The organism is Pseudomonas sp. E141, from assembly GCF_052659885.1.
Genome location: NZ_CP084024.1, coordinates 2032663 through 2056785 on the forward strand (window position 1 = coordinate 2032663; position 24123 = coordinate 2056785).

Consider the following 24123-nt stretch of genomic DNA (forward strand, 5'->3'; position numbering starts at 1 on the left):
GATCCATGTGGCGACGGAGCAAGCTCCCTCGCCACATGAGCGCTGCTTAGACCTTGACGATCCAGCCAGCCGGCGCTTCCACGTCGCCGGTCTGCACGCCGGTCAGCTCTTTGTAGAGCTTCTGGGTGATCGGGCCGACTTCGGTTTCGCTGTGGAACACGTGCAGCTTGTCCTTGTAGCTGATGCCGCCAATCGGAGTGATGACCGCAGCGGTACCGCAGGCGCCGGCTTCCTTGAAGTCCGACAGTTTGTCGATGAACACGTCGCCTTCGATCACTTCCAGGCCCAGGCGCGATTTGGCCAGTTCGATCAGCGACAGGCGGGTGATGCCCGGCAGGACCGAAGGGGATTTGGGGGTGACGAATTTGTTGTCATGGGTGATGCCGAAGAAGTTCGCCGAGCCGACTTCCTCGATTTTCGAATGGGTCATCGGGTCCAGGTAGATGCAGTCGGCGAAACTGGCCTTTTTAGCCTGGGAGCCGGGCATCAGGCTGGCGGCGTAGTTGCCACCGACCTTGGCCGCGCCAGTGCCTTGTGGGGCGGCACGGTCGTAGCTGGAGATCAGGAAGTTGTGCGGGGTCAGGCCGCCCTTGAAGTAGGCGCCGACCGGGATGCAGAAGATCGAGAAGATGAACTCGGGTGCGGTGCGCACGCCGATGTTGTCACCCACGCCGATCACGAACGGGCGCAGGTACAACGCGCCGCCAGTGCCATAAGGCGGGATGAAGCGCTCGTTGGCGCGGACCACTTGCTTGCAGGCTTCGACGAACTGCTCGGTCTCGACTTGCGGCATCAGCAGGCGCGCGCAGCTGCGCTGCATGCGGGCGGCGTTCTGGTCAGGGCGGAACAGGTTGATCGAACCGTCCTTGCAGCGATAGGCCTTCAGGCCTTCGAAACACTGCTGACCGTAGTGCAGGGCGGTGGAGCCCTCGCTGATGTGCAGCACGTTGTCGTCGGTCAGGGTGCCGGCGTCCCAGGCGCCATCGCGCCAGTGCGACAGGTAGCGCTTGTCGGTCTTGATGTAGTCAAAGCCCAGTTTGTCCCAATTGATGCTCTCGTTACCCATGACACCCTCTATTTCTTAACAACCGTCGAAACGGTTCAAGGCTTCTGACGTTTTTTGGATGGGGACAACAATACTTCATTCCGGGGCTGTTTCGCAGCCCGCACGATAAGGGGCAGGCAGATAAATGATGGTGTTCTTGAAAATCGCGAGCAAGCTCGCTCCCACAGGTGATCTCGGTCGTTCATGCGAACGCAATTCCCTGTGGGAGCGAGCTTGCTCGCGAAGGGGCTCTCACTCACACCACCAACTCCCCTGAATCACAGATGCAACGCATGCCCCAACGCCCGCAACGCCGCTTCCTGCACCGCCTCGCCCAGCGTCGGGTGGGCGTGGATGGTGCCGGCGATGTCTTCCAGGCGTGCGCCCATTTCCAGGGACTGGCCGAACGCGGTGGACAGCTCCGAGACGCCAACGCCGACCGCTTGCCAACCGACGATCAGGTGATTGTCCCGCCGTGCCACGACCCGCACGAAGCCACTTTTCGATTCCAGGGTCATGGCCCGGCCATTGGCGGCGAACGGGAAGCTGGAAACGATGCAGTCGAGCCCGGCGGCCTTGGCCTCGTCCGGCGTCTGGCCGACCACCACCAGTTCCGGATCGGTGAAGCACACCGCCGCGATGGCCGTCGGGTTGAACTCGCGATGCTGACCCGCGATCAGCTCGGCAACCATTTCGCCCTGGGCCATGGCCCGGTGGGCGAGCATCGGTTCGCCGCTCAGGTCGCCGATGGCCCAGACATTGCGCATGCTGGTCTGGCAACGGTTGTCGATTTTCACCGCCGAACCGTTCATCGCCAAGTTCAACGCTTCGAGGTTCCAGCCCTGGGTGTTAGGTTTGCGACCAACGGCCACCAGCACCCGGTCGGTCTCCAGGTTCAGCGTCTGGCCAGCGGGATCGCGCACTTGCAACGTGCTGGCCTGGGCATCGAAACCTTCGACGCTGTGCTTGAGGTACAGCTTCACGCCCAATTGCTTGAGTGCCTCGTGCACCGGTTGGGTCAGTTCGCCGTCGTAGGCTGGCAGGATCCGTTCCTGGGCCTCGACCACGCTGACTTCGGCGCCGAGCTTGCGGTAGGCGATGCCCAGTTCCAGGCCGATGTAGCCACCGCCCACCACCACCAAATGCTTGGGCACCGAGGCAGGGGCGAGGGCTTCGGTGGAGGAAATGATCGGCCCGCCAATCGGCAGCATCGGCAGGTCGACGCTTTTCGAGCCGGTGGCCAGCAGCAGGTGTTCGCACTGGATGCGGGTGTCGCCGACGTCAACGGTCTTGCCATCGACGACGTTGGCCCAGCCGTGAATGACCTGGACCTTGTGTTTTTTCAGCAGGGTCGCGACGCCGGTGGTCAGGCGATCGACGATGCCGTCCTTCCATTCCACGCTCTTGCCGATGTCGAGGGTCGGCGCCGACACCGTGATGCCCAAGGCTGAGCCTTGGCTGTGGTGTCGCGTCTGGTGAAACTGCTCGGCCACGTGGATCAACGCCTTGGACGGAATACAGCCGATGTTCAGGCAAGTCCCGCCCAACGCCTGGCCTTCCACCAGAATGGTCGGGATGCCCAACTGGCCGGCGCGGATCGCCGCCACATAGCCGCCGGGGCCGCCGCCGATGATCAGCAGCGTGGTGTTCAAAGTCTGCATCGCTTACTCCACAAACAGGGTGGCGGGTTGTTCGAGCAGGCCACGCAGGGCCTGGATGAATTGCGCCGCGTCCATGCCGTCGACCACTCGGTGATCGAAGGAACTGGAGAGGTTCATCATCTTGCGGATCACGATCTGGCCTTTGATCACCATGGGCCGTTCGACAATCTTGTTCACGCCGACGATCGCCACTTCCGGCAGGTTCAGCACTGGGGTGCTGACGATGCCGCCCAACGCACCGAGGCTGGTCAGGGTGATGGTCGAGCCGGACAGCTCATCGCGGCTGGCCTTGCCATTGCGGGCCGCGGTTGCCAGACGCGAGATTTCTGCCGCGCTGTCCCACAAGCTACGGGCTTCGGCGTGACGCACCACCGGTACCATCAGGCCCACATCGCTCTGGGTGGCGACGCCGACATGCACAGCGCCCGAACGGTGGATGACCTGGGCCTCGTCGTCATAGCGGGCGTTCATTTGCGGGAAGTCCCGCAAGGCTACGACCAAGGCGCGGACCAGGAATGGCAGCAAGGTCAGCTTGCCGCGATGGGCACCGTGCTTTTCATTCAAATGCACCCGCAGCTCTTCCAGGGCGGTGACGTCGATTTCCTCGACGTAGCTGAAATGCGCGGCGCGCTGGGTCGCTTCCTGCATGCGCTGGGCGATCTTGCGGCGCATGCCGATCACGGGGATCTGCTGTTCGTCGTGGCGTTCGGCATAACCCGAGCCGCCTTTCGCCGGGGTCGCTGAACCCTGAGCCAGATAGGCTTCGAGGTCTTCATGCAGGATACGTCCGGCGGGACCGCTGCCCTGGACCAGGCGCAATTGAATGCCCAGGTCCAGCGCATGTTTGCGCACGGCCGGGGAGGCCAGCGGCCGCTGGTCCGGATCGCGGGCCACCGGCGCTTGCGGCGCGGGGCGTGGCGCCACAGCGGGTTGTTCTATCGTCGGTTCAGGCGTTGCCACCAGCGCGGGTTTCGGCGCTGGCGCGGCGACGGCGGGTTGCACCGATTCCTTGAGGTTGCCGGCACCTTCGACTTCAATGCGGATCAGTTCGCTGCCCACCGCCATGACTTCGCCCGGCTCGCCGCCCAAGGCGATAACCCGGCCATGCACCGGCGAGGGGATATCGACCATGGCTTTGTCGGTCATGACATCGGCCAGCACTTGGTCCTCGACCACCATGTCGCCAACCTTGACGTGCCACACCGACAGTTCAACTTCGGCGATGCCTTCGCCAATGTCCGGCATCTTGATAACGTGCGTGCCCATTCAGACCTCCATGACCCGTTTCAACGCCGCACCCACACGGGACGGCCCTGGGAAATACGCCCACTCCTGCGCGTGCGGGTAGGGGGTGTCCCAACCGGTGACACGCTCGATGGGCGCTTCCAGGTGGTGGAAGCAGTGTTCTTGCACCAACGACACCAGCTCGGCGCCGAAACCGCAGGTGCGGGTGGCTTCGTGGACGACCACACAGCGGCCGGTTTTTTTCACGGATTTGACGATGGTCTCAAGGTCCAGTGGCCAGAGGCTGCGCAGGTCGATGACTTCGGCGTCGATGCCGGTTTCTTCGGCGGCGGCCTGGGACACATACACCGTGGTGCCGTAGGTGAGGATGGTCACGTCCTTGCCCGGGCGGGTGATGGCGGCGACATCCAGCGGCACTGTGTAGTAGCCGTCCGGCACCTGCGCCGACGGGTGTTTCGACCATGGGGTTACCGGGCGGTCGTGGTGGCCGTCGAACGGGCCGTTATACAGGCGCTTGGGTTCGAGGAAGATCACCGGGTCATCGTTTTCGATGGAGGCGATCAGCAGGCCCTTGGCGTCGTAAGGGTTCGATGGCATGACGGTGCGCAAGCCGCAAACCTGGGTGAACATCGCTTCGATGCTCTGGCTGTGAGTCTGGCCGCCATAGATGCCGCCGCCGCAGGGCATGCGCAGGGTCATCGGCGCGGTGAACTCGCCGGCCGAGCGATAGCGCAGGCGCGCCGCTTCGGAAATGATCTGGTCCGAGGCCGGGTAGACATAGTCGGCGAACTGGATCTCGGCCACCGGCCGCAACCCGTAGGCGCCCATGCCCACGGCCACGCCGACGATACCGCTCTCGGAAATCGGCGCGTCGAACACCCGCGAGGTGCCGTATTTATTCTGCAGGCCTTCGGTGCAGCGGAAGACGCCGCCGAAGTAGCCCACGTCCTGGCCGAACACCACGACGTTGTCGTCGCGCTCGAGCATCACGTCCATGGCCGAGCGCAGGGCCTGGATCATGGTCATGGTGGTAGTGGTCATGGCGGTGTCCAGCTGGATATTGTTGTTGTGATCGTTCATGTCAGATCCCCAACTCCTGACGCTGGCGCTTCAAGTGCTCCGGCATCTCTTTGTAGACGTCTTCGAACATGGTCGCGGCGCTTGGGATCTGCCCGCCGGCGAGGGTGCCGTACTGCTCGGCTTCCTTCTGCGCAGCGATCACCTCGGCTTCGAGTTCGGCGCTGACGGCGGCATGTTCCTCTTCGGACCAGTGGCCGATTTTCACCAGGTGCTGCTTGAGGCGCGCAATCGGGTCGCCCAGCGGGAAGTGGCTCCAGTCGTCGGCGGGACGGTATTTGGACGGATCATCGGAAGTGGAGTGCGGGCCGGCGCGGTAGGTCACCCATTCGATCAGCGCCGGGCCGAGGTTGCGGCGGGCGCGTTCGGCGGCCCAGCGCGAAGCGGCGTAGACCGCCATGAAGTCGTTGCCATCGACACGCAGAGAGGCGATGCCGCAACCGACGCCGCGTCCGGCGAAGGTGGTGGCTTCACCGCCGGCAATGGCCTGGAAGGTGGAGATCGCCCACTGGTTGTTGACCACGTTGAGGATCACCGGCGCCCGGTAGACGTGGGCGAAGGTCAGGGCGGTGTGAAAGTCCGATTCGGCGGTGGCGCCGTCACCGATCCAGGCCGAGGCGATCTTGGTGTCGCCCTTGATCGCCGAGGCCATGCCCCAGCCCACGCCCTGGATGAATTGCGTGGCCAGGTTGCCGGAAATGGTGAAAAAACCGGCGTCCTTGACCGAGTACATGATCGGCAACTGCCGGCCCTTGAGCGGATCGCGCTCGTTGGACAGCAGTTGGCAGATCATGCCCACCAACGGCACCTCGCGGGCCATCAGGATGCTTTGCTGGCGATAGGTGGGAAAGCACATGTCATCGATGTTCAGCGCCAGGGCCTGGCCGCTGCCGATGGCTTCCTCGCCGAGGCTCTGCATGTAGAACGACATTTTTTTCTGGCGCTGGGCGACCACCATGCGGTTGTCGTAGATGCGCGTCTTGAGCATGGCGCGCATGCCTTTGCGCAGGATCTCGAGAGGCACGTCTTCGGCCCATGGGCCGTGGGCATTGCCCTGGTCATCGAGCACGCGAATCAGCCCGCGGGCCAGGTCGGCCGTGTCGGACGGTTCAACGTCGATGGAGGGTTTGCGCACCGTGCCGGCATCGCTTAGATGCAGGTAGGAGAAGTCGGTCTGGCAGCCGGGACGGCCCGAGGGTTCGGGGACGTGCAGGCGTAGCGGTTCATACGCTGGGTTCATGGCTTTCTACGCTCGATCTTGTGAATTTCTTGTAGTGGGCGCGCTAGCTGACGAACTTTCCCGGGTAAGGAAAATTGTCCTACAACAATCATAGGCTCGACGCAGAAGAATATTTTTCTCTGTTGGGTTGCTGTTCAGATCATTTGCAGATAAAAAATCTGCACAACGATAAAAAACAGGATTATTTGTCTCATGCGTAAATTGGATCGCACCGACATCGGCATTCTGAACAGCCTTCAGGAAAACGCCCGCATCACCAACGCCGAGCTTGCCCGGTCGGTCAATCTATCGCCCACGCCTTGCTTCAACCGGGTCCGGGCCATGGAGGAGCTGGGGGTGATACGCGAGCAAGTCACGCTGCTGGATGCCGATCTGCTGGGCCTGCATGTCAACGTGTTCATCCACGTGAGCCTGGAAAAACAAGTGGAGGAGGCGTTGCAGCACTTCGAAGAGGCGATCTCCGACCGACCGGAGGTGATGGAGTGCTACCTGATGGCAGGCGACCCGGATTATCTGATCCGCGTGCTGGTGCCGTCGATCCAGTCGCTGGAGCGCTTCATGATGGACTTTCTGACCAAGGTCCCGGGGGTGGCGAATATCCGTTCAAGCTTTGCGCTCAAGCAGGTTCGATATAAAACGGCGCTGCCGTTGCCGGCCAACGGTTTGACCTTGGGGACCTGACGCCCAGCCGAGCGGGAGAGAAACCTGTCTGGAGGGGTTACAGGAGTCGACACTGCATCGAAAACCCCAGCGTCACTGACTGCCCTTGCTCCAGCAAGCGCAACCCTGGCCGCCCTGGCAGGTGGTGGGCATTGACCGGATGGCTGACCGGCTCGATGCAAAAGAAATCCAGGCCCACGGGACAGTACAGCAGGAAGTATTCGCTGCCGCTGGCTCGGCATTCCAGCTCATAACCCAGGTCCGGTTGCTGGATCAGGCAATGCCCGTCCCAGCCGCCAAAGCCGTTGTCCACCAATGTGTCCGGCAGCAAGCGGGGTTGTTGGAAGTCCCAGATTCGAGGAACGCTGCCCAACGTGGTTGGCAGTTTTTTCTCATCGCACATCCAGACTTCGGTCGCACGGGTTTGCAGGCGTGTGCCAGCAGTGCGCGGGAAGTACGGGTGTAAACCCAGCCCGTGCCACGCGGCCTGTTCGGCCAGGTGGGTGACGTGCATCGCGATCTGTAACTGACCGCCGCTCAAGCGAATCCGCAGGCTGGCGCAATAGGCGAATGGATGTTGGCTGTCGAGTTGCAACAAGGCTTCCTGGGCGCTTTGCTCTATCACTTGCCACGGTTGTTGCCAGGCGCTGCCATGGATCGGGAACGGGTCGTTGGGGCTGTTGGCGTCCAGACCGAGCCAGCCGCCGGGGCAATCGAAACCGCCCTGGGCGATCCGGTTCGACCATGGGATCAGCGGGAAGCAGCCGAGCTTACCGGGCAGGCCGTTTTCCACGGCCTGGGGCGCGGGCGGGCGCAACAGCGGCTGGCCGCTGCCGCGCAACGTCCAACTGACCAGGCTGGCACCCAGGTGCGGGGCCAGGGTCAGGCGAGTCTGTTCGTCTTCGAGTTGGAGAAGAGGCGGGGTCATGTTGGCTTGTCTGCTGGGTTGGAAAAACTTCGGGACGACTCTTGTGTGCATGCTTTTGTGGCGAGGGAGCTTGCTCCCGCTCGGCTGCGCAGCAGACGCCCGGAGTCAAAAACCTATGGGCCTGCTTCGCAGTCCAGCGGGAGCAAGCTCCCTCGCCACAAGGGGGCTTGCTCATTTATAGGGTTACAACACCAGACGCGGCAACCACAGCGAGATCGCCGGAATGTAGGTCACGGCCAGCAACACCAGAAACAGCACGCCGTAGAACGGCAGCAGGGCCTTGACGGTGCTTTCGATACTGACCTTGCCAATGGCGGAGCCGACGAACAGCACTGCTCCCACCGGCGGAGTAATGAGCCCGATACCCAGGTTCACCAGCATAATCATGCCGAACTGCACCGGGTCCACGCCGATGCCCATGATCACCGGCATCAGGATCGGGGTCAGGATCAGGATCAGCGGCGCCATGTCCATCACCGTACCCAGGACCAGCAGCATCGCGTTGATGCACATCAGGATCACGTAGCGGTTGTCGGAGATGGTCAGGAACAGGGTGGTGATTTTCGCCGGGATCTGCATCAGCGTCATGATGTAGCCGAAGCTGGCGGCGAAGCCGATCAGGATCATCACGATCGAGATAGTACGCACCGTGCGATGCATCAGTTTCGGCAACTCACTCCACTTGTAGTCGCGGTAAATGCACATGGTCACGAAAAATGCCCAGAGCACAGCGATGGCGGCCGATTCGGTGGCGGTGAAAACACCCGAGAGGATGCCGCCGAGGATGATGAACATGGTCATCATGCCCCACATGGCTTCCCGGCAGATTTTCAGTGCCTGCTTGAGGGGAATCACTTCGCCCTTGGGGTAGTTGCGCTTCTTCGCGAAGATCAGGCACAACACCATCAGGCAGGCGTTCATCAGCAGGCCCGGCACGATGCCGGCCATGAACAGCGCACCGATGGAAACCGTACCGCCGGCTGCCAGGGAGTACAGCACCGCGTTATGGCTGGGCGGGGTCAGCAGGGCTTGTACCGAACCACTGACGGTCACTGCGGTGGAGAACTCCCGCGGGTAGCCGCGGCGTTCCATCTCCGGGATCAGTACCGAACCCACCGAGGCGGTGTCGGCCACCGAGGAACCGGAAATGGCACCGAAGAACGTCGAGGCCATGAGGTTGACCAGTGACAGACCGCCGCGCACGAAACCCACCAGCACACCGGCGAAGGCCACCAGCCGGCGAGACATACCACCCTCGGCCATGATTGCACCGGCCAGGACGAAGAACGGAATGGCCAGCAACGAAAATTTATTCACCCCGCCCGCGACCTGGATCATCACGGCCTGGAATGGAATATCGATCCACCACGCGCCGATCAGCGCAGCGGCACCCAGGGCGTAGGCGACCGGCATGCCGATCAGGATCAACAGGAAAAAACTGCCCAGCAGAATCAGAGCGTCCATTAAGCGGCACCTTCACTTTCTTCGACCAGGTCGAACTGCACGACCCGGCGCTTGCTCTGATCACCGAGCAAGAGTTTTTCCAGGACAAAAATCAGGGTCAGAAAACCACCGACCGGTATGGGCATGTACGTGATGCCGACCCGCAGTGTGGGCAGGGCGCTCATGTACTGGTTCCAGGTGGACAGGCAGAGTTTGGTGCCGCCGCTGATCATGAAGATGCAGATCACCGCCATCAGCAGTTGGGAAAACACCGATGCCGCGGTTTTCAAGTGAGGGGGCAGGCGGTTGGTGAGCATGTCCACGGCCATGTGCGCACCAGCGCGGTAACTGGCGGCGGCGCCGATGAACGTGAACACGATCATCAGCAAAATCGCGGTGGGTTCCGGCCAGCTTGAGCCGGTACCCAGCACGTAGCGGGCGAACACGCCCCAGGGAATCATCAGAGCAATTGCCAGGACAGAGAGGCCGGCGACCCAGATGCAAGTCATGTAAATCTTGTCGTTGATGCGCAGCAGCAAATTCTTCATCGGGTTCCACCGTAACCGGGCGCGCCCGTGACATCGGGCGCACCTGGCCTTTTCAAGTACAGATTGAGAGGTGTTACTGAACGGCTTCGATACGCTTGATCAGGTCGGCGTACGGTGCACCGTATTTGGCCCGGATCGGTGCGGTGGCGTCATAGAAGGGTTTCTTGTCGACGGTGATGAACTCAACGCCCGCGGCCTTGAGTTTCTCTTCACTGGCGGCAGTCTTCTTGTCCCACAATTCGCGCTCGTCCAGCTGGGATTGTTTGGCCGCTTTTTTCACCAGGGCTTGCTGCTCGGGGGTGAGTTTTTCCCAGGTGAACTTGGACATCACCACCGGCTCCGGCAGGATCAGGTGGCCGGTCAAACTGTAGTACTTGGCGTTCTGGTAGTGGTTGTGCTCGAGCATGGTCGGCGGGTTGTTTTCCGCACCGTCGATCACGCCGGTCTGCAGAGCACTGAAGATTTCACCGGTGTCCATGGCAATCCCGTTACCGCCCATGGCGTTGAGGGTCTCGATGAACATCGGGTTGCCCATGACACGAATTTTCATGCCATGCATGTCTTCGGGCTTGTGCACGGGTTTCTTGGTGTAGAGGTTGCGAGTACCGCCGTCCATCCAGGCCAGGGCCACCAGGTTGAATTCGGAGTTGGTGATCTTGTCGAGGATTTCCTGGCCGATTTCACCGTCGATGATCTTGCGCATGTGTGCCTGGTCACGGAACACGAATGGCATGTTGAAGACGTTTACGTCCGGCACCACCGGCCCAACGATGCCCAGGCTGACGCGGGCCATCTGGACGGCACCGACCTGAAGCTGCTCGATGACTTCTTTTTCCGAGCCCAACACACCGCCGGAATACATCTTGAAGGTGAACGGGTCTTTTTGGCCTTTGCTTTCCTCGACCAGCGTCTTGCCAAGGATTTTTTCCGCTTCCACGGTTGGATAGCCATCGGGGTGGATATCGGCAAACTTGATCTCAAGAGCCTGTGCCGCTTGCGCAAGGAAGGCCAGGGGGAGGGCTGCGATCAGAAGCGTGCGTTTGAAATTCATGGTCAATCTCCAGTGTTGTTGTTTTTATATCTATCGAATGAAGCGGCAATGCAGGTCAGTTGGCGGCGTGTTTCGATCCTCCGAAAGCCGTTTCAGCAAGGCCCTTGACGCCGGGGTTGAGGGCAAACACGCCCCCGGCCAGGGACTGCGGATCAGTGTCGTCGCCAGGTCGGATCGAGGTGACGAACAGGGTATCCAGACGGCTGCCGCCAAAGGCGCACATCGTCGGTTTCTTCACCGGCACCGCCAAAGAGCGATCCAGTCGGCCATCCGGGGTGAAACGATGGATGAGGCCGGCATCGTTGGCGCAGATCCAATAGCAACCTTCTGCGTCCACCGCCGCGCCGTCCGGGCGTCCGGCCAGGGGCATCATGTCGACGAACAGCCGTCGGTTGGAGGGCGTGCCGCTGTCGATGTCGTAGTCGAAAGCCCAGATCTGCTGGATCAACGGATGTGAGTCGGAGAGGTACATCGTGCGCCCATCGGGGCTGAAGCCCAGGCCATTGGGCACGATGAACCCGCTCAGTTGTGCCTCGACCGGCCCGCGCTGTCCGCCATCGAAGCGGTACATCCGCCCCTGGTCGGCGTTGGCCCCCATGTTCAGCACCATGCTGCCGGCCCAGAAGCGGCCCTGGCGGTCGCAACGGCCATCGTTGAGGCGCATGTCGGTGCGGGCGTGCTCGACACTGGCGCACAATTCGCTGTCCAGGCTGCCGTCATCAAAGGGGTGCAGGCGAAAGAAACCACTCTCCATGCCGGCGATCCAACCCCCGTCCTGGTGACGGGCGATGCAGGCGAGCATTTCGGGGGTTTCCCAGCCTTTGAGCTGTCCGGTTCCGGCATTCCAGCACTGCAACCCACCGCTGGGAATGTCCACCCAGTACAGGGCGTTCTCCTCGGGAACCCACACTGGGCTCTCACCGACGGCGTTGCGTGCATCGACAATCAATTCGGCTTGCATGGCGATTCCTTGGTTCGTTCGTATCCCATGAAAAACAGGCGAATCAGTCGTCGAACGGGCCGGCTGCGACAAAGGCGCCACCCTGGTAGACCCTGGCCGGGTCATCGGCGGCCGGCATCGGCTGCGCTTCGACCTTGTCACGGAAGATTTCGGAGCTGTCCTTGGGCTGGTAGCCCAGGTGCGCGGCCTGGCTGTTGTCCCACCAGACGTCGCGGTTGGCGGACATGCCATACACCACGGTGTGGCCGACTTTCGGGGTATAGAGCGAGCATTCGATCAGTTGGGTGAGGTCGTCGAAGCTCAGCCAGGTGCTCATCATCCGGCGGTTTTGTGGCTCGGGGAACGACGAGCCAATGCGGATGCTCACGGTTTCGATGCCGTAGCGATCGAAGTAAAAACTGGCCATGTCTTCGCCGTAGGACTTGGACAAGCCGTAGTAGCCATCCGGACGGCGAGGGGATAGGGCGTCGAGGGCCTCGTCCTGCTTGTAGAAACCGATGACGTGGTTGGAACTGGCGAAGATCACGCGCTTGACGCCATGCTTGCGGGCGGCTTCATAGATGTGGAACACGCCGCTGATGTTGGCGCCGAGGATTTCTTCGAACGGACGCTCTACCGAAACACCGCCGAAATGCAAAATGGCATCGACGCCTTCCACCAGTTGATGCACCGCCTGTTTATCAGACAGGTCGCACGGCACCACTTCTTCACTTTCATCAATGGCCGGGGCCATGTTGGCGATGTCCGACAGGCGAATGTGACGGGCGAAAGGCTTGAGGCGTTCACGCAAGACTTTGCCCAGGCCGCCGGCAGCACCGGTCAGCAGCAGACGATTGAAGGGGTGGCGAATGTGTGTCGTAGTCATGAAATTACCTGAGCAAACGGTGAGAGGTATCAGTTGTTATAAGTTGTCGTACGACCGAGAGGGAATATCCTTATCCTACCGCTACCTTGTCAACGTTTGATCGACGAATCGCTCTACAACGGCGTCCCTGCCTTTGGCTGTCGCGTCGCCATGGCCCATTTGAAAAGCGACCATGGCGACCGATCCCGGCTTAAAGAAGCGAGATCGGGTAGCTGACGATCAAGCGGTTTTCATCGAACTCGTTGTTACTGAAGTCTCGACGAATCGACGCGTTACGCCATTTCACATTGAGGCTCTTCAACGCACCGCTTTGTACGGTGTAGGCCAGTTCGCTTTCGCGACCCCATTCCTTACCGTCAGTGATGGTGCCGGTGTGTACGTTGTCACCGCTGATGTAGCGGTTCATCAGGGTCAGGCCCGGTACGCCGACGGCGGCAAAGTTGAAGTCGTGGCGCACTTGCCAGGATTTTTCCTGGGCGTTGTCGTAGCTGGAGTTATAGCTGTCGTTGGCCAGGGTGCCGCCGCTGGTGCCGTTGACGCGCATCCAGCCATCGTCGCCGCTGAGTTTTTGCAGGCCGACGTAGAAGGTGTTGCCACCGTATTTGGCCGAGAGCATGGCGAAGGCGGTCTTGTTGTCCAGGTCGCCCGCCAGGGCACTGCCTTCTTCCTTGCCGATGAAGTAGCCCAGGTTGGCGCCCAGGGTCCAGTCACCGATGGGCTGGCTGTGGGTCAGGTTGAAATATTTTTGCTGGTAGATGTCCGACAGCTCCGCGTACCAGACGCCGACCTGGGTGCGCTTGTCGTTGAAAGCGTATTCGCCGCCGCCGAAATTGAAGCGGTCGGACGTGAACGCGCCGCGGCCGTTCATCGACATGTCTTCCATGCTCGCGTCGTTACGCGGGCTGTTGGCGCGGAACTGGCCGCCGTACAGGCTCAGACCGTTGATCTCGGTGGAGGTGACCTGACCGCCGCGGAAAGTCTGCGGCAGGGAGCGGCCATCGTCAGAGCGCAGGATCGGCAGCACCGGCATCCATTCGCCCACTTTCAGCTCAGTTTTCGACACCTTGGCCTTGAGTGCGACACCCAGGCGACCAAAGTCATCGGCCGGGCGGCCATCGTCATGCACCGGCAACAAGGCGGTATTGGCCGTGCCGCGACCACCGTCGAGCTTGAGCGAGTACATGCCCAGCACGTCTACACCGAAACCGACTGTGCCCTGGGTGAAGCCGGACTTGGCGTCGAGAATGAAACTCTGGGTCCATTCCTCGGCTTTGCCTTGGGCGTTAGCCGGGTTGGTGAAGTTGCGGTTGATGTAGAAGTTGCGCAGGTTGAGATTGACCTTAGCGTCATCGACGAAGCCTTCGGCGCTGGCGGACATTGGCAGGAACGCGGCAAGGCTGCTGCAACCGAGAAGGACCAGGGCGGGGCTGGCGTTGAGAAAGGTACGGCGATTTTGACGGTGGTTGGGCGAAAAACGGACACGTGTGCTCACTATGACGCTCCCTACTTTTTTGTTGTTTTTATTTGTCATACGTCGTCGTACAACATGAGGTGGATTATTTGGAAGCTGCTCCTCGTTGTCAACTGGCCATTATCGGAATTGTCCAACTCGGGTGTGCTCAAAATGAGACGTTTCAATGGCTGGCGCTGGCCGAGCTCAAGATTGCAGGCCGTGGCGCCGTGTCGAAGCGTGGTTTGAGAGTAGCGGGGAGGGTGCTTGGTTGTGCGATGACTGGTCTAAGACATTAGTCGAATGCGCACGATCCAACGGACGGTGAAGTCCTTTGTGGCGAGGGGATAAATCCCCTCGCCACAAGGGTGTGTTGTTTAACCCTATGCCGGGTCCAAACGGGTTTGTGTTTATCCAGATGTAGGATCGTTCGGGGTCGGGCTGCGTTGTCTTGCGCCGTTGCCTACAACTGCGCCAGAATCCGCCGGCTTGTGCGTCTGGGGGGCAGGGCTCTATCGTTTCCGGGTCGCTGATTGAATCAGTGATCGGGTTTGGTAGCCCGGCTTTTGACTTGACGCATAGCCCCTGTCATACAGTCCGTTTTGGTATCTGTTTTATGGCGGTCATGCGCAGGGCGTTTTCGGACGCGCCGGTTCTCCAAGTCACCGGTCTACCAACCCGCGTATGGCCGCCACCCTTCGTTTGGTAGCGAGAGTGATGGCTCCATTTTTCGATTTGGAGATTCACCAATGTTCAAAGTAACCCCCAACCCACCCGGTACAGATCCATCCAATTCCAAGGCGTTCGACAAAGCCGCCGACCGCATCCTCGACCACTACCTCAAGCCCAAACCCAGCAAATCCGAGGCCGATCCCGGCCAACTGTTCACCGTCGCCAATGGCGTCGACACCGAAACCCTGCTCGCCAACCTCAGCGAAAACCTGGCCTCGGCCAATGCCATGGTCAGTGACTTGGCCTTCGACCTGGAAGGTCCCAGGCGCCACATCGCCCTGGGCATCCAGCAATTGATCGAATTGAGCGGATTGCTGGCGAACCGTGCGCTGGATAACGTCGAAGCGCACTAGCTGACTCACCCCTTGAAACTGGCCTTTGAAGAACACCCCCAGAGGCCAACCCGAACCTGCTTTTGTGGCGAGGGAGCTTGCTCCCGCTGGGCTGCGCAGCAGCCCCAAAATGAACTGGCGCGGTTTTCCAGGGATACCGCGCCAGCCGGTTTTACGACTGCTGCGCAGCCGAGCGGGAGCAAGCTCCCTCGCCACAGAAGCTTTCCCACAAGCAGCGCCGGTGTTTTCAGAAGTGGGTGAATGCTAGTCTTGACCAACGCTGTCGTCAGGGAGCCCTCATGGGCAATCACAAGATCGAGATTCGTCGCAGTAACGTCGAGAAAATCCTGCTGGCCGCCGAAAAGGTCTTTGCCGAAAAGGGCTTCGGCGGCACCGCCATGGCCGACATCGCCGCCGAGGTGCAACTGCCCCGATCCAACCTGCATTATTACTTCAGCACCAAGAGCGAGCTGTACAGCGCCGTGCTGTTCGATCTGCTGGAGGTCTGGAAGCAGGATGCCTTGTGCTTCGAGATGTTCGATGACCCGCGGGTGGTGCTCAGCAGTTACATCCGCGCCAAGATGAACCACTCCCGTAGCCGGCCCTACGGCTCGAAGGTCTGGGCCAACGAAATCATCCACGGCGCCCCGACCCTGGGCCAGGCGCTGGATGCCAGCCTCTATGACTGGGCCAAGATGAAAGAGGCAAAAATCCGCCAGTGGGTGGAGGACAAACGCATCCTCCCCGTGGAGCCGTCAAGCCTGCTCTACATGATCTGGGCCTCGACCCAGCACTACGCCGACTTCGATCACCAGATCAACATCCTCAATGATCACCAGCCACTGTCCGACATGCAGTTTGAACGGGCGGTGCAGACGGTGACCAGTGTGATTTTGCGGGGGATTGGGTTGGAGCCTTGAGAGGTATGTTGGGGCTGATGGCCCTATCGCGAGCAAGCTCGCTCCCACACTGGATCTCTGGCGTACACAACATCTGTGAACGACACGATCCTCTGTGGGAGCGAGCTTGCTCGCGATGGCGCCCGGCCAGACACCGCAAATTTCAGACCGCTACATGATAGGGATTACGCGGATCATGATTCCAATCCAGGAACGGCTTGCCCGTTTCCACCGTCACCATCTCGATGCAATCCTGCACCGGGCAGGTGATCTGGCAGAGGTTGCAGCCTACGCACTCTTCATCGATCACTTCATATTTATGCGTCCCGTCCGCTTGCTTGAGGCTGGCGATGGCCTGGTGGGACGTGTCTTCACAGGCGATGTGGCAGCGACCGCAGCCGATGCAGGCCGCTTGGTCGATCTTCGCGATGACTTGATAGTTGATGTCCAGGTACTTCCAGTCGGTGGTGTTGCCCACCGCGCGACCGGAAAATGCCTGCAGGTTGGCGTGGCCGTGATCGTCCATCCAGCGTGACAGACCGTCCTTCATCTCTTCGACAATACGAAAACCGTGGAGCATCGCCGCCGTGCACACTTGCACGGCGCCACTGCCCAGGGCGATGAATTCCGCCGCGTCGCGCCAACTGCCGATGCCACCGATGCCGCAAATCGGCAAGCCCTGGGTCTGCGGGTCGCGGGCGATTTCCGCGACCATGTTCAGCGCGATCGGCTTGACCGCCGAGCCGCAGTAGCCGCCGTGGGTGCTCTGACTGCCGACGATGGGCAGGGCGACCATGCGGTCCAGGTCGACGCTGGTGATGGAGTTGATGGTGTTGATCAACGACACTGCATCGGCGCCGCCCCGATGGGCCGCGCGGGCAGCGACGCGGATGTCGGTGATGTTCGGCGTCAGCTTGACGATCACTGGCAGCGAGCAATAGGTCTTGCACCAGCGCGTGACTTGCTCGACGTACTCCGGCACCTGGCCGACGGCTGCGCCCATGCCCCGCTCGGGCATGCCGTGGGGGCAGCCGAAGTTCAGCTCGATACCGTCGGCACCCGTGGCTTCAACCAGGGGCAGGATGCGTTTCCAGGATTCTTCCACGCACGGCACCATCAACGACACGATCAGCGCCCGGTCCGGCCAGTCCTTTTTCACCTGGGTGATTTCCCGCAGGTTGATCTCCAGCGAACGGTCGGTGATCAGCTCAATATTATTGATGCCCAGCACCTCGCGATTGGCGCCGAAGTGGGCCGAGTAACGCGACGACACGTTCACGGCCGCCGGATCCTCTCCAAGGGTTTTCCAGACCACGCCTCCCCAACCGGCCTCGAAGGCACGTACCACGTTGTAGGCCTTGTCGGTCGGCGGCGCGGAGGCCAGCCAGAACGGATTGGGGGCTTTGATGCCGGCGAAGACAATCGACAGATCGGCCATTTACGCAGCCTCCACGTTGAGCATGAGTTGAGCGTTGATCGCCTCGGCGGCAAGCTTGCCGTGCTGCACGGCCTGCACCGTCAGGTCCTGGTCCAGGCTGGTGCAGTCACCGCCGGCATACACGCCGGCGATGCTGGTGCGCAAATGCTCGTCTACCAGGATCCGTCCATCCTGGCGTTTGAGTTCCCGGGCCAGCGGGTCCGCCAGCGCGTGGTCATCGAAGGCCTGGCCAATGGCTTTGAAAATCCCGTCGGCGGGCAGGTCGAAGGTGTCGGCGCCGGTGACCAACCGACCGTTCTCCAGGTGGGTGCGGGAGAAACGCATGCCCCGCACATTCCCGGCCTCGTCCAGCAGCACTTGTTGCGGCTGGGCCCAGGTCAGCAGACGCACCTGATTGGCCTTGGCGATGTCTTGCTCATGGCCGGTGGCGCCCATGTCCTCAAGGCCGCGCCGGTACACCAGGCTGACGTCCCGGGCACCGAGACGGGCCATCTGCACGGCCATGTCGATGGCGGTGTTGCCGGCACCGAGGACGATGCAGCGGTCGGCCAGCGGCAACTGGCTAAGGTCGTCAGCCTGGCGCAGTTCGCGGATGTACTCGGTGGCGGCCAGCAGCCCCGGCGCCTGTTCATCGCTCAGGCCCAGTTGTTTGCTGGCGGCCAGGCCGAGGCCGAGGAACACAGCGTCGAATTGCTGATGCAAGTCGCTCAAGCTGAGGTTTTCGCCCAGCTTTTGCCCATGGCGGATTTCGATGCCGCCGATGCCCAGCAGAAAGTCCAGTTCGCGCTGGGCATAATCGTCCACCAGCTTGTATTTGGCGATTCCGTATTCGTTGAGGCCACCGGCCTTTTCCCGGGCCTCGAACACCACCACATCGTGGCCGTGCATCGCGCTGCGGTGAGCGCAGGACAACCCCGCAGGACCCGCGCCGACCACGGCAATGCGCTTGCCGGTGGCGGCGGCGCGTTTGAACGGGTGTTCGCTGAAGTGGGCGTTGTCCACGGCGTAGCGTTGCAACAGGCCGATCAGTACCGGCGCGCACTCTTGAGCGTTGTTGCGCACGCAGGCTTGCTGGCAAAGGATCTCCGTGGGGCAGACCCGGGCACAACTGCCGCCGAGGATATTGGCCGAGAGAATCTTCTGCGCCGCGCCCTGAACGTTGTCCTGATGGATGTTGCGGATGAACGAAGGGATGTCGATCTCGCTCGGACAGGCGTTCACGCACGGCGCGTCGTAGCAGTACAGGCAACGGGATGCTTCCAGGTGCGCCTGTCGTGGGTTGAGCGGCGGCGCCAGGTCGCTGAAACGCGCGGCCAGGGTGGTCGGGTCTTCCTGGGAATGGGGGAGGTGACTCAAGGGCTGGATCATGGAATTGGCCTCACGGTGTTTGAGGTGCTGCCTCTGGTGGGCAGTGTTTTTTGTGTCCGGACTGGCCTCATCGCGAGCAGGCTCGCTCCCACAGGGATCTGCGGTGCACACAGATTTTGTATCCATTCAAAATCCAGTGTGGGAGCGAGCCTGCTCGCGATAGGCCGTAGGCCGCTATCAGCGTTTCACTGCAACCGGCCGGTGCAACTCCGCCCGCTTGCTCAACAAATCGAACACCGCCGGGTAAGCCGGTCGTTCGATGTAGCGTCCCGCTCCGCGTTCGGCCCGCAGGTCGCCATCGACCCAGACCAGCCGGCCCTGGCTGATGGTGTGGCTGGGCACGCCGCGCACGGTTTTGCCTTCGAAGATGTTGAAGTCCACCTGTTGATGGTGGGTCTTGGCCGAAATCGTGCGGCTGCCTTGCGGGTCCCAGAGCACCAGGTCGGCGTCGGCGCCGACGCGAATGGCGCCTTTGCGCGGGTAAAGGTTGAAGATCTTCGCCGTGTTGGTGGAGGTGAGGGCGACGAAATCATGCATCGACAATTTGCCGCTGTTGACCCCTTCATCCCACAGCACCGCCATACGATCTTCGATACCGGCGGTGCCGTTGGGAATCTTGCTGAAGTCTTCGCGGCCGGCGGCTTTCTGCTCGGCGCAGAAACAGCAATGGTCGGTGGCGGTGGTGTGCAGGTTGCCTGACTGCAAGCCATGCCAGAGCGCCTCCTGGTGCCCGCGAGGGCGGAAGGGCGGGCTCATCACGTAACCGGCGGCGGTCTGCCAGTCGGGGTGGCGATAAACGCTATCGTCGAGCAGCAGATGCCCGGCCAGTACTTCACCGTAGACCGGCTGGCCCTGGCTGCGGGCATAGGTGATTTCATCCAGGGCTTCCTTGGTCGACACATGCACCAGGTACAGCGGCGTGCCCAGGGTCTGGGCAATACGGATGGCCCGGCTCGCAGCTTCACCTTCCACTTGCGATGGTCGCGACAGCGGATGGGCTTCGGGACCGGTAATGCCCTGGGCCAGTAACTTGCGCTGCAGGTGATCAACCAGCTCGCCGTTCTCGGCATGCACCGTGGGCACGGCGCCCAGTTCCAGGCAGCGCTCGAAGCTTGCCACCAAGGTGTCGTCGGCCGCCATGATCGCGTTCTTGTAGGCCATGAAGTGCTTGAAGCTGTTTACCCCGTGATGGCTGACGAGCTCGGCCATCTCTTCACGAACCTGTTCACTCCACCAGGTGATCGCCACGTGAAAGCCGTAGTCACTGGCGCTTTTTTCCGCCCAGCCGCGCCACTGGTGGAAGGCTTCCATCAGCGATTGCTGGGGATTGGGAATGACAAAGTCGATGATCGACGTCGTGCCTCCCGCCAGGCCTGCTGCCGTGCCACTGAAAAAATCTTCGCTGGCGACGGTGCCCATGAACGGCAACTGCATATGGGTATGCGGGTCGATGCCGCCCGGCATCAGGTATTGGCCACTGCCATCGAGTACTTCGACATCGGCGGGCACATCCAGGTTTTCACCAATGGCCTTGATCACACCTTCGGCACACAACACATCGGCGCGATAACGTTCATCATGGGTTATTACGGTGGCGCCACGGATCAACAAAGACATTCCGAGTTCCTCGCAGGCATGACCGACTGATGCCGGTTCTTTATGTTGTATAGATCATGATGGGGAAGTGATGAAGTCGTGCAGAGTTCTAATCCTGTCACAGCTGTCAGGATTAGAAGCTAGCTGGAGTTTTACGAATCGGCAAGATTATTTTTAATGGGTTGTTTGAATATATAACTCATTGAAAAATATCAATTTAATCTATAAATCACCAAAATGGTGAGCCGCCTCACCATTTTGACGCACTTGACAGGATCATTATTTGAGCGAGATTTATCATGCTAAATCAGCAGCTTGAAAGGCGTTAAAGTACGGTTTAGACGCTTCGCAATATTGTGGGGTGCACCACTTTGAATCTCGGACTCGACAGAACGTGCAGGTCATCTAGCCTCAAGGGCACTGGCGCGCAGTGCGAGCGGACAATGAAATTAAATTAAAGCGTTAAATATCATAAAGTTGTCAGTGTTATATCGTTCAACCGGTCAACCCGGCGAGGCAATCGGCACAGTTATTGAGTGCTGTCGCTGCCAGGCAGGGCCGCCGGTAGAACGCGCGCTTTACATGCAAGTACTCCGGCCATCGCCAGTCGATGAGCAAAAATAATGAAAACAGTGGAGCGGACATGACCAGATCAACAGTGACCGAGCGCGACGGGTTATTCGAGCTTGAAGCCGGCAGCGACGTTCTCGACAGCCCTCGTTACAACCATGACATCGCGCCAACCCAGGTGCACGAGCGAACCTGGAATAAATGGCACATCACTGCGTTATGGGTCGGCATGTCGATCTGTGTGCCGACCTACACCCTGGGCGGCGTGCTCACGGCCTATTTCGGGTTGTCGGTGGGTGAAGCGTTGCTGGCCATCCTGTTCGCCAACATCATCGTGCTGATTCCCCTGACCCTGAACGCCTTTGCCGGGACCAAATACGGCATTCCGTTCCCGGTGCTGTTGCGTTCGTCCTTCGGCGTCATCGGCTCCAACGTTCCCTGCCTGATCCGCGCACTGGTGGCGTGTGGCTGGTTCGGAATCCAGACGATGTTCGGCGGGTTGGCGATTCACCTGTTTCTCGGCTCGGTGTTCGAAGGCTGGAAGAGCCTGGGCGGCACCGGCGAAGTGATTGGTTTCATGGTGTTTTGGGTCCTGAACCTGTGGGTGGTGCTGCGCGGTGCCGAGTCGATCAAATGGCTGGAAACCCTGTCCGCGCCGCTGCTGGTGCTGGTGGGAGTCGGGCTGCTGATGTGGGCGTTGCCCAACGTCTCCCTGACCGAACTGATGGCGCAGCCGGCCAAGCGGCCCGAAGGTGCCGGCGTGACCAGTTATTTCCTGGCAGGGCTCACAGCGATGGTGGGTTTCTGGGCCACGCTGTCGCTGAACATTCCTGACTTCAGTCGTTATGCCAAGAGCCAGAAAGACCAGATCGTGGGGCAGATCATCGGCCTGCCGCTGACCATGTTCCTGTTCGCCGCCCTCGGCGTGGTGATGACGGCGGCCTCGGCGAAACTGGTGGGCGTGACCGTCTCTGACCCGGTGACCCTGATCGGACACATTCAGAGCCCGCTGTGGGTGGCCCTGGCCATGGTGCTGATCATCATCGCCACGCTCTCGACCAACACCGCCGCCAACATCGTCTCACCCACCAACGACTTCCAGAACCTGGCGCCAAAACTGATCGGCCGTACCAAGGCGGTGATGCTGACCGGGCTGGTAGGGCTGGCGCTGATGGCCCACGAACTGCTCAAGAAACTCGGTCTGATCGTTTCCGAGGTCAGCCTTGAGTCGGTCTATTCCAACTGGCTGCTGGGCTATTCGAGCCTGCTGGGGCCGATTGCCGGAATCATGGTGGTGGACTATTTCCTGATCAAGAAACAACAACTGGACCTGGCCGGGCTGTACCGCGACGACGTCTACCCGGCCTGGAACTGGAACGGCTTCATCGCCTTTGGCGTGCCCGTGGTGCTGACGCTGCTGTCGCTGGGCAGCGACGCATTCAGCTGGTTCTACAGCTACGGCTGGTTCACCGGCTCGGCACTGGGCGGGGTGATTTATTACGGGTTGTGCAGTATGCGGGCTAGCCCGTCCATCGCTAAAACTGCGGTGTAAAGGAGGGCCTCATCGCGAGCAGGCTCGCTCCCACACTGGATTGGGGGGAATGCAAGCCTGTGTGCACAGCAGATCCCCTGTGGGAGCGAGCCTGCTCGCGATAGCGGCCTCAAGTACAACGAGAAAATGCCTGAAAAAACTGGAGATCCCCCATGAACGCAGCCGTCGACGTTCTACAGTCCACCCAACAGCACATCAATCGCGACCGCTTGTGGCAGTCGCTCATGGACCTGGCGCAGCTCGGTGCCACGGTCAAGGGTGGGGTGTGCAGGCTGGCCCTGACCGATCTGGACCGCCAAGCCCGGGACTTGTTCGTGCAATGGACCGAGGCGGCCGGCTGCACCGTCAGCATTGACGCGGTGGGCAATATTTTCGCCCGTCGGCCGGGGCGCAATCCGAACCTGCCACCGGTGATGACCGGCAGCCACATCGACACCCAGCCTACCGGTGGCAAGTTCGACGGATGCTTCGGTGTGCTGTCCGGCCTGGAAGTGCTGCGCACCCTCAATGACTTGAAAATAGAAACCGAAGCACCGTTGGAGGTGGTGGTCTGGACCAACGAAGAAGGTTCGCGCTTCGCCCCGTGCATGATGGGCTCCGGCGTATTCGCCGAGAAGTTCACCCTCGAAGAAACCCTGGCCAAGACCGACGCCGAGGGCATTACCGTCGGCCAGGCACTCAATGCCATCGGCTACGCCGGGCCACGCCAGGTCAGCGGGCATCCGGTGGGGGCGTATTTCGAGGCGCACATCGAGCAGGGGCCGATCCTGGAGGACGAACGCAAGACCATCGGTGTGGTGATGGGGGCACTGGGGCAGAAGTGGTTCGATCTGACCTTGCGGGGCGTCGAAGCCCACGCCGGCCCGACCCCGATGCACTTGCGCAAGGACGCTTTGGTCGGCGCTTCGATCATCGTCGGTGCGCTCAACCGCGCGGCCCTCGGCCATCAACCCCATGCCTGCGGCACGGTTGGCTGCCTGCAAGCCTATCCCGGTTCGCGCAATGTCATCCCCGGCGAAGTGCGCATGACCCTGGATTTTCGTCACCTGGAGCCGGCACGCCTGGATTCGATGATCGCCGAGGTCAGGCAAGTCATTGATGACACCTGTCAGCAACACGGCCTGACGTATGAACTGACCCCTACGGCCGATTTTCCTCCGCTGTACTTCGACAAGGGTTGTGTCGAAGCTGTGCGCGGTGCTGCCCAAGGGCTGGGCCTGTCCCATATGGACATCGTCAGCGGCGCAGGCCACGACGCGATCTTCCTCGCCGAACTGGGGCCGGCCGGGATGATCTTCGTGCCGTGCGAAGGCGGCATTAGCCACAACGAAATCGAAAACGCCGCCCCGGATGATCTGGCCGCCGGGTGTGCGGTGCTGCTGCGAGCGATGCTCGCCGCCTCACAGGCAATTGCCGAGGGACGCATGGCGGCTTGAAGCAGCTTGAGGATTAAAAGATCGCA

20 protein-coding genes are annotated in these 24123 nt (G+C 61.0%); 5 read left to right on the forward strand and 15 right to left on the reverse strand.

Going from position 1 to position 24123, the window contains the following annotated elements; all coding sequences use genetic code 11:
* Positions 1 to 46: 46 nt before the first annotated feature.
* From GKKCFE_RS09260 to GKKCFE_RS09280, 5 genes are all read right to left on the reverse strand, one after another.
* Positions 47 to 1066, reverse strand: a complete 1020-nt coding sequence (locus GKKCFE_RS09260) for a branched-chain amino acid aminotransferase (protein ID WP_047227608.1) — start codon at positions 1064 to 1066, stop codon at positions 47 to 49.
* A 257-nt stretch (positions 1067 to 1323) separates the two neighbouring features.
* Positions 1324 to 2706, reverse strand: coding sequence for a dihydrolipoyl dehydrogenase (gene lpdA, locus GKKCFE_RS09265; RefSeq protein WP_445577768.1), 1383 nt, complete (start codon positions 2704 to 2706; stop codon positions 1324 to 1326).
* A gap of 3 nt (positions 2707 to 2709) precedes the next feature.
* Entirely contained in the window at positions 2710 to 3972 is a 1263-nt protein-coding gene (locus tag GKKCFE_RS09270; protein ID WP_445577769.1) for a dihydrolipoamide acetyltransferase family protein, read from the reverse strand.
* Positions 3973 to 5031: an alpha-ketoacid dehydrogenase subunit beta gene (locus tag GKKCFE_RS09275; protein WP_047227605.1), complete on the reverse strand. Its 1059-nt coding sequence runs from the start codon at positions 5029 to 5031 to the stop codon at positions 3973 to 3975.
* 1 nt (position 5032) lies between these two features.
* Positions 5033 to 6268, reverse strand: a complete 1236-nt coding sequence (locus tag GKKCFE_RS09280) for a 3-methyl-2-oxobutanoate dehydrogenase (2-methylpropanoyl-transferring) subunit alpha (protein ID WP_107322737.1) — start codon at positions 6266 to 6268, stop codon at positions 5033 to 5035.
* 192 nt (positions 6269 to 6460) lie between these two features.
* Here GKKCFE_RS09280 and bkdR point away from each other — a divergent pair, with 192 nt between their 5' ends.
* Positions 6461 to 6949: a Bkd operon transcriptional regulator BkdR gene (gene bkdR, locus GKKCFE_RS09285; protein ID WP_047227603.1), complete on the forward strand. Its 489-nt coding sequence runs from the start codon at positions 6461 to 6463 to the stop codon at positions 6947 to 6949.
* Between the two features lie 37 nt (positions 6950 to 6986).
* Here bkdR and GKKCFE_RS09290 read toward each other — a convergent pair whose 3' ends face one another.
* From GKKCFE_RS09290 to GKKCFE_RS09320, 7 genes are all read right to left on the reverse strand, one after another.
* On the reverse strand, positions 6987 to 7856 hold the full coding sequence (locus GKKCFE_RS09290; RefSeq protein WP_076385294.1) for an aldose 1-epimerase: 870 nt from the start codon (positions 7854 to 7856) through the stop codon (positions 6987 to 6989).
* Between the two features lie 183 nt (positions 7857 to 8039).
* Positions 8040 to 9320, reverse strand: coding sequence for a TRAP transporter large permease (locus tag GKKCFE_RS09295; RefSeq protein WP_047227601.1), 1281 nt, complete (start codon positions 9318 to 9320; stop codon positions 8040 to 8042).
* A complete protein-coding gene (locus GKKCFE_RS09300) occupies positions 9320 to 9847 on the reverse strand; it encodes a TRAP transporter small permease (RefSeq protein WP_047227600.1) in 528 nt (175 codons plus the stop codon). The genes GKKCFE_RS09295 and GKKCFE_RS09300 overlap by 1 nt, the downstream gene beginning before the upstream one ends.
* Before the next feature lie 73 nt (positions 9848 to 9920).
* Positions 9921 to 10898, reverse strand: coding sequence for a TRAP transporter substrate-binding protein (locus GKKCFE_RS09305; RefSeq protein WP_047227599.1), 978 nt, complete (start codon positions 10896 to 10898; stop codon positions 9921 to 9923).
* A 55-nt stretch (positions 10899 to 10953) separates the two neighbouring features.
* Entirely contained in the window at positions 10954 to 11859 is a 906-nt protein-coding gene (locus GKKCFE_RS09310) for an SMP-30/gluconolactonase/LRE family protein (RefSeq protein ID WP_047227598.1), read from the reverse strand.
* A 43-nt stretch (positions 11860 to 11902) separates the two neighbouring features.
* Entirely contained in the window at positions 11903 to 12724 is an 822-nt protein-coding gene (locus GKKCFE_RS09315) for an NAD-dependent epimerase/dehydratase family protein (RefSeq protein ID WP_047227597.1), read from the reverse strand.
* Positions 12725 to 12914: 190 nt separating this feature from the next.
* Complete coding sequence (locus GKKCFE_RS09320; RefSeq protein ID WP_410479140.1) at positions 12915 to 14102, reverse strand: OprD family porin; 1188 nt, start codon at positions 14100 to 14102, stop codon at positions 12915 to 12917.
* A gap of 821 nt (positions 14103 to 14923) precedes the next feature.
* Between GKKCFE_RS09320 and GKKCFE_RS09325 the strand changes: the two genes are divergently transcribed.
* Both GKKCFE_RS09325 and GKKCFE_RS09330 read left to right on the forward strand, forming a co-directional pair.
* A complete protein-coding gene (locus GKKCFE_RS09325; protein WP_316912951.1) occupies positions 14924 to 15259 on the forward strand; it encodes a DUF6124 family protein in 336 nt (111 codons plus the stop codon).
* A 278-nt stretch (positions 15260 to 15537) separates the two neighbouring features.
* Positions 15538 to 16158 (forward strand): TetR/AcrR family transcriptional regulator, encoded by a 621-nt coding sequence (locus tag GKKCFE_RS09330; protein WP_047230182.1) that lies wholly within the window; start codon positions 15538 to 15540, stop codon positions 16156 to 16158.
* Between the two features lie 142 nt (positions 16159 to 16300).
* Here the strand turns inward: GKKCFE_RS09330 and preA are convergent, their stop codons facing one another.
* From preA to hydA, 3 genes are all read right to left on the reverse strand, one after another.
* On the reverse strand, positions 16301 to 17575 hold the full coding sequence (preA, locus tag GKKCFE_RS09335; protein ID WP_047230183.1) for an NAD-dependent dihydropyrimidine dehydrogenase subunit PreA: 1275 nt from the start codon (positions 17573 to 17575) through the stop codon (positions 16301 to 16303).
* Positions 17576 to 18943, reverse strand: coding sequence for an NAD(P)-dependent oxidoreductase (locus GKKCFE_RS09340; RefSeq protein ID WP_076385282.1), 1368 nt, complete (start codon positions 18941 to 18943; stop codon positions 17576 to 17578).
* A gap of 177 nt (positions 18944 to 19120) precedes the next feature.
* The gene (hydA, locus tag GKKCFE_RS09345; RefSeq protein WP_160892436.1) at positions 19121 to 20560 is read right to left on the reverse strand and encodes a dihydropyrimidinase; all 1440 of its coding nucleotides are present in this window, start codon (positions 20558 to 20560) and stop codon (positions 19121 to 19123) included.
* A gap of 622 nt (positions 20561 to 21182) precedes the next feature.
* Between hydA and GKKCFE_RS09350 the strand changes: the two genes are divergently transcribed.
* Entirely contained in the window at positions 21183 to 22661 is a 1479-nt protein-coding gene (locus GKKCFE_RS09350; protein WP_047230186.1) for an NCS1 family nucleobase:cation symporter-1, read from the forward strand.
* Between the two features lie 152 nt (positions 22662 to 22813).
* The gene (locus GKKCFE_RS09355; protein ID WP_316912953.1) at positions 22814 to 24097 is read left to right on the forward strand and encodes a Zn-dependent hydrolase; all 1284 of its coding nucleotides are present in this window, start codon (positions 22814 to 22816) and stop codon (positions 24095 to 24097) included.
* The last annotated feature ends 26 nt before the right edge of the window (positions 24098 to 24123 follow it).

What these genes read in the sequence shown, in the direction of transcription:
- GKKCFE_RS09280 (WP_107322737.1), bottom strand. Translation starts at nt 6,268, where the DNA reads ATGAACCCAGCGTATGAACCGCTACGCCTGCACGTCCCCGAACCCTCG.
- GKKCFE_RS09355 (WP_316912953.1), top strand. Translation starts at nt 22,814, where the DNA reads ATGAACGCAGCCGTCGACGTTCTACAGTCCACCCAACAGCACATCAAT.
- hydA (WP_160892436.1), bottom strand. Translation starts at nt 20,560, where the DNA reads ATGTCTTTGTTGATCCGTGGCGCCACCGTAATAACCCATGATGAACGT.
- GKKCFE_RS09340 (WP_076385282.1), bottom strand. Translation starts at nt 18,943, where the DNA reads ATGATCCAGCCCTTGAGTCACCTCCCCCATTCCCAGGAAGACCCGACC.
- GKKCFE_RS09270 (WP_445577769.1), bottom strand. Translation starts at nt 3,972, where the DNA reads ATGGGCACGCACGTTATCAAGATGCCGGACATTGGCGAAGGCATCGCC.
- GKKCFE_RS09310 (WP_047227598.1), bottom strand. Translation starts at nt 11,859, where the DNA reads ATGCAAGCCGAATTGATTGTCGATGCACGCAACGCCGTCGGTGAGAGC.
- GKKCFE_RS09260 (WP_047227608.1), bottom strand. Translation starts at nt 1,066, where the DNA reads ATGGGTAACGAGAGCATCAATTGGGACAAACTGGGCTTTGACTACATC.
- GKKCFE_RS09300 (WP_047227600.1), bottom strand. Translation starts at nt 9,847, where the DNA reads ATGAAGAATTTGCTGCTGCGCATCAACGACAAGATTTACATGACTTGC.
- GKKCFE_RS09350 (WP_047230186.1), top strand. Translation starts at nt 21,183, where the DNA reads ATGACCAGATCAACAGTGACCGAGCGCGACGGGTTATTCGAGCTTGAA.
- GKKCFE_RS09315 (WP_047227597.1), bottom strand. Translation starts at nt 12,724, where the DNA reads ATGACTACGACACACATTCGCCACCCCTTCAATCGTCTGCTGCTGACC.
- preA (WP_047230183.1), bottom strand. Translation starts at nt 17,575, where the DNA reads ATGGCCGATCTGTCGATTGTCTTCGCCGGCATCAAAGCCCCCAATCCG.
- lpdA (WP_445577768.1), bottom strand. Translation starts at nt 2,706, where the DNA reads ATGCAGACTTTGAACACCACGCTGCTGATCATCGGCGGCGGCCCCGGC.
- bkdR (WP_047227603.1), top strand. Translation starts at nt 6,461, where the DNA reads ATGCGTAAATTGGATCGCACCGACATCGGCATTCTGAACAGCCTTCAG.
- GKKCFE_RS09275 (WP_047227605.1), bottom strand. Translation starts at nt 5,031, where the DNA reads ATGAACGATCACAACAACAATATCCAGCTGGACACCGCCATGACCACT.
- GKKCFE_RS09295 (WP_047227601.1), bottom strand. Translation starts at nt 9,320, where the DNA reads ATGGACGCTCTGATTCTGCTGGGCAGTTTTTTCCTGTTGATCCTGATC.
- GKKCFE_RS09290 (WP_076385294.1), bottom strand. Translation starts at nt 7,856, where the DNA reads ATGACCCCGCCTCTTCTCCAACTCGAAGACGAACAGACTCGCCTGACC.
- GKKCFE_RS09320 (WP_410479140.1), bottom strand. Translation starts at nt 14,102, where the DNA reads ATGTCCGCCAGCGCCGAAGGCTTCGTCGATGACGCTAAGGTCAATCTC.
- GKKCFE_RS09305 (WP_047227599.1), bottom strand. Translation starts at nt 10,898, where the DNA reads ATGAATTTCAAACGCACGCTTCTGATCGCAGCCCTCCCCCTGGCCTTC.
- GKKCFE_RS09325 (WP_316912951.1), top strand. Translation starts at nt 14,924, where the DNA reads ATGTTCAAAGTAACCCCCAACCCACCCGGTACAGATCCATCCAATTCC.
- GKKCFE_RS09330 (WP_047230182.1), top strand. Translation starts at nt 15,538, where the DNA reads ATGGGCAATCACAAGATCGAGATTCGTCGCAGTAACGTCGAGAAAATC.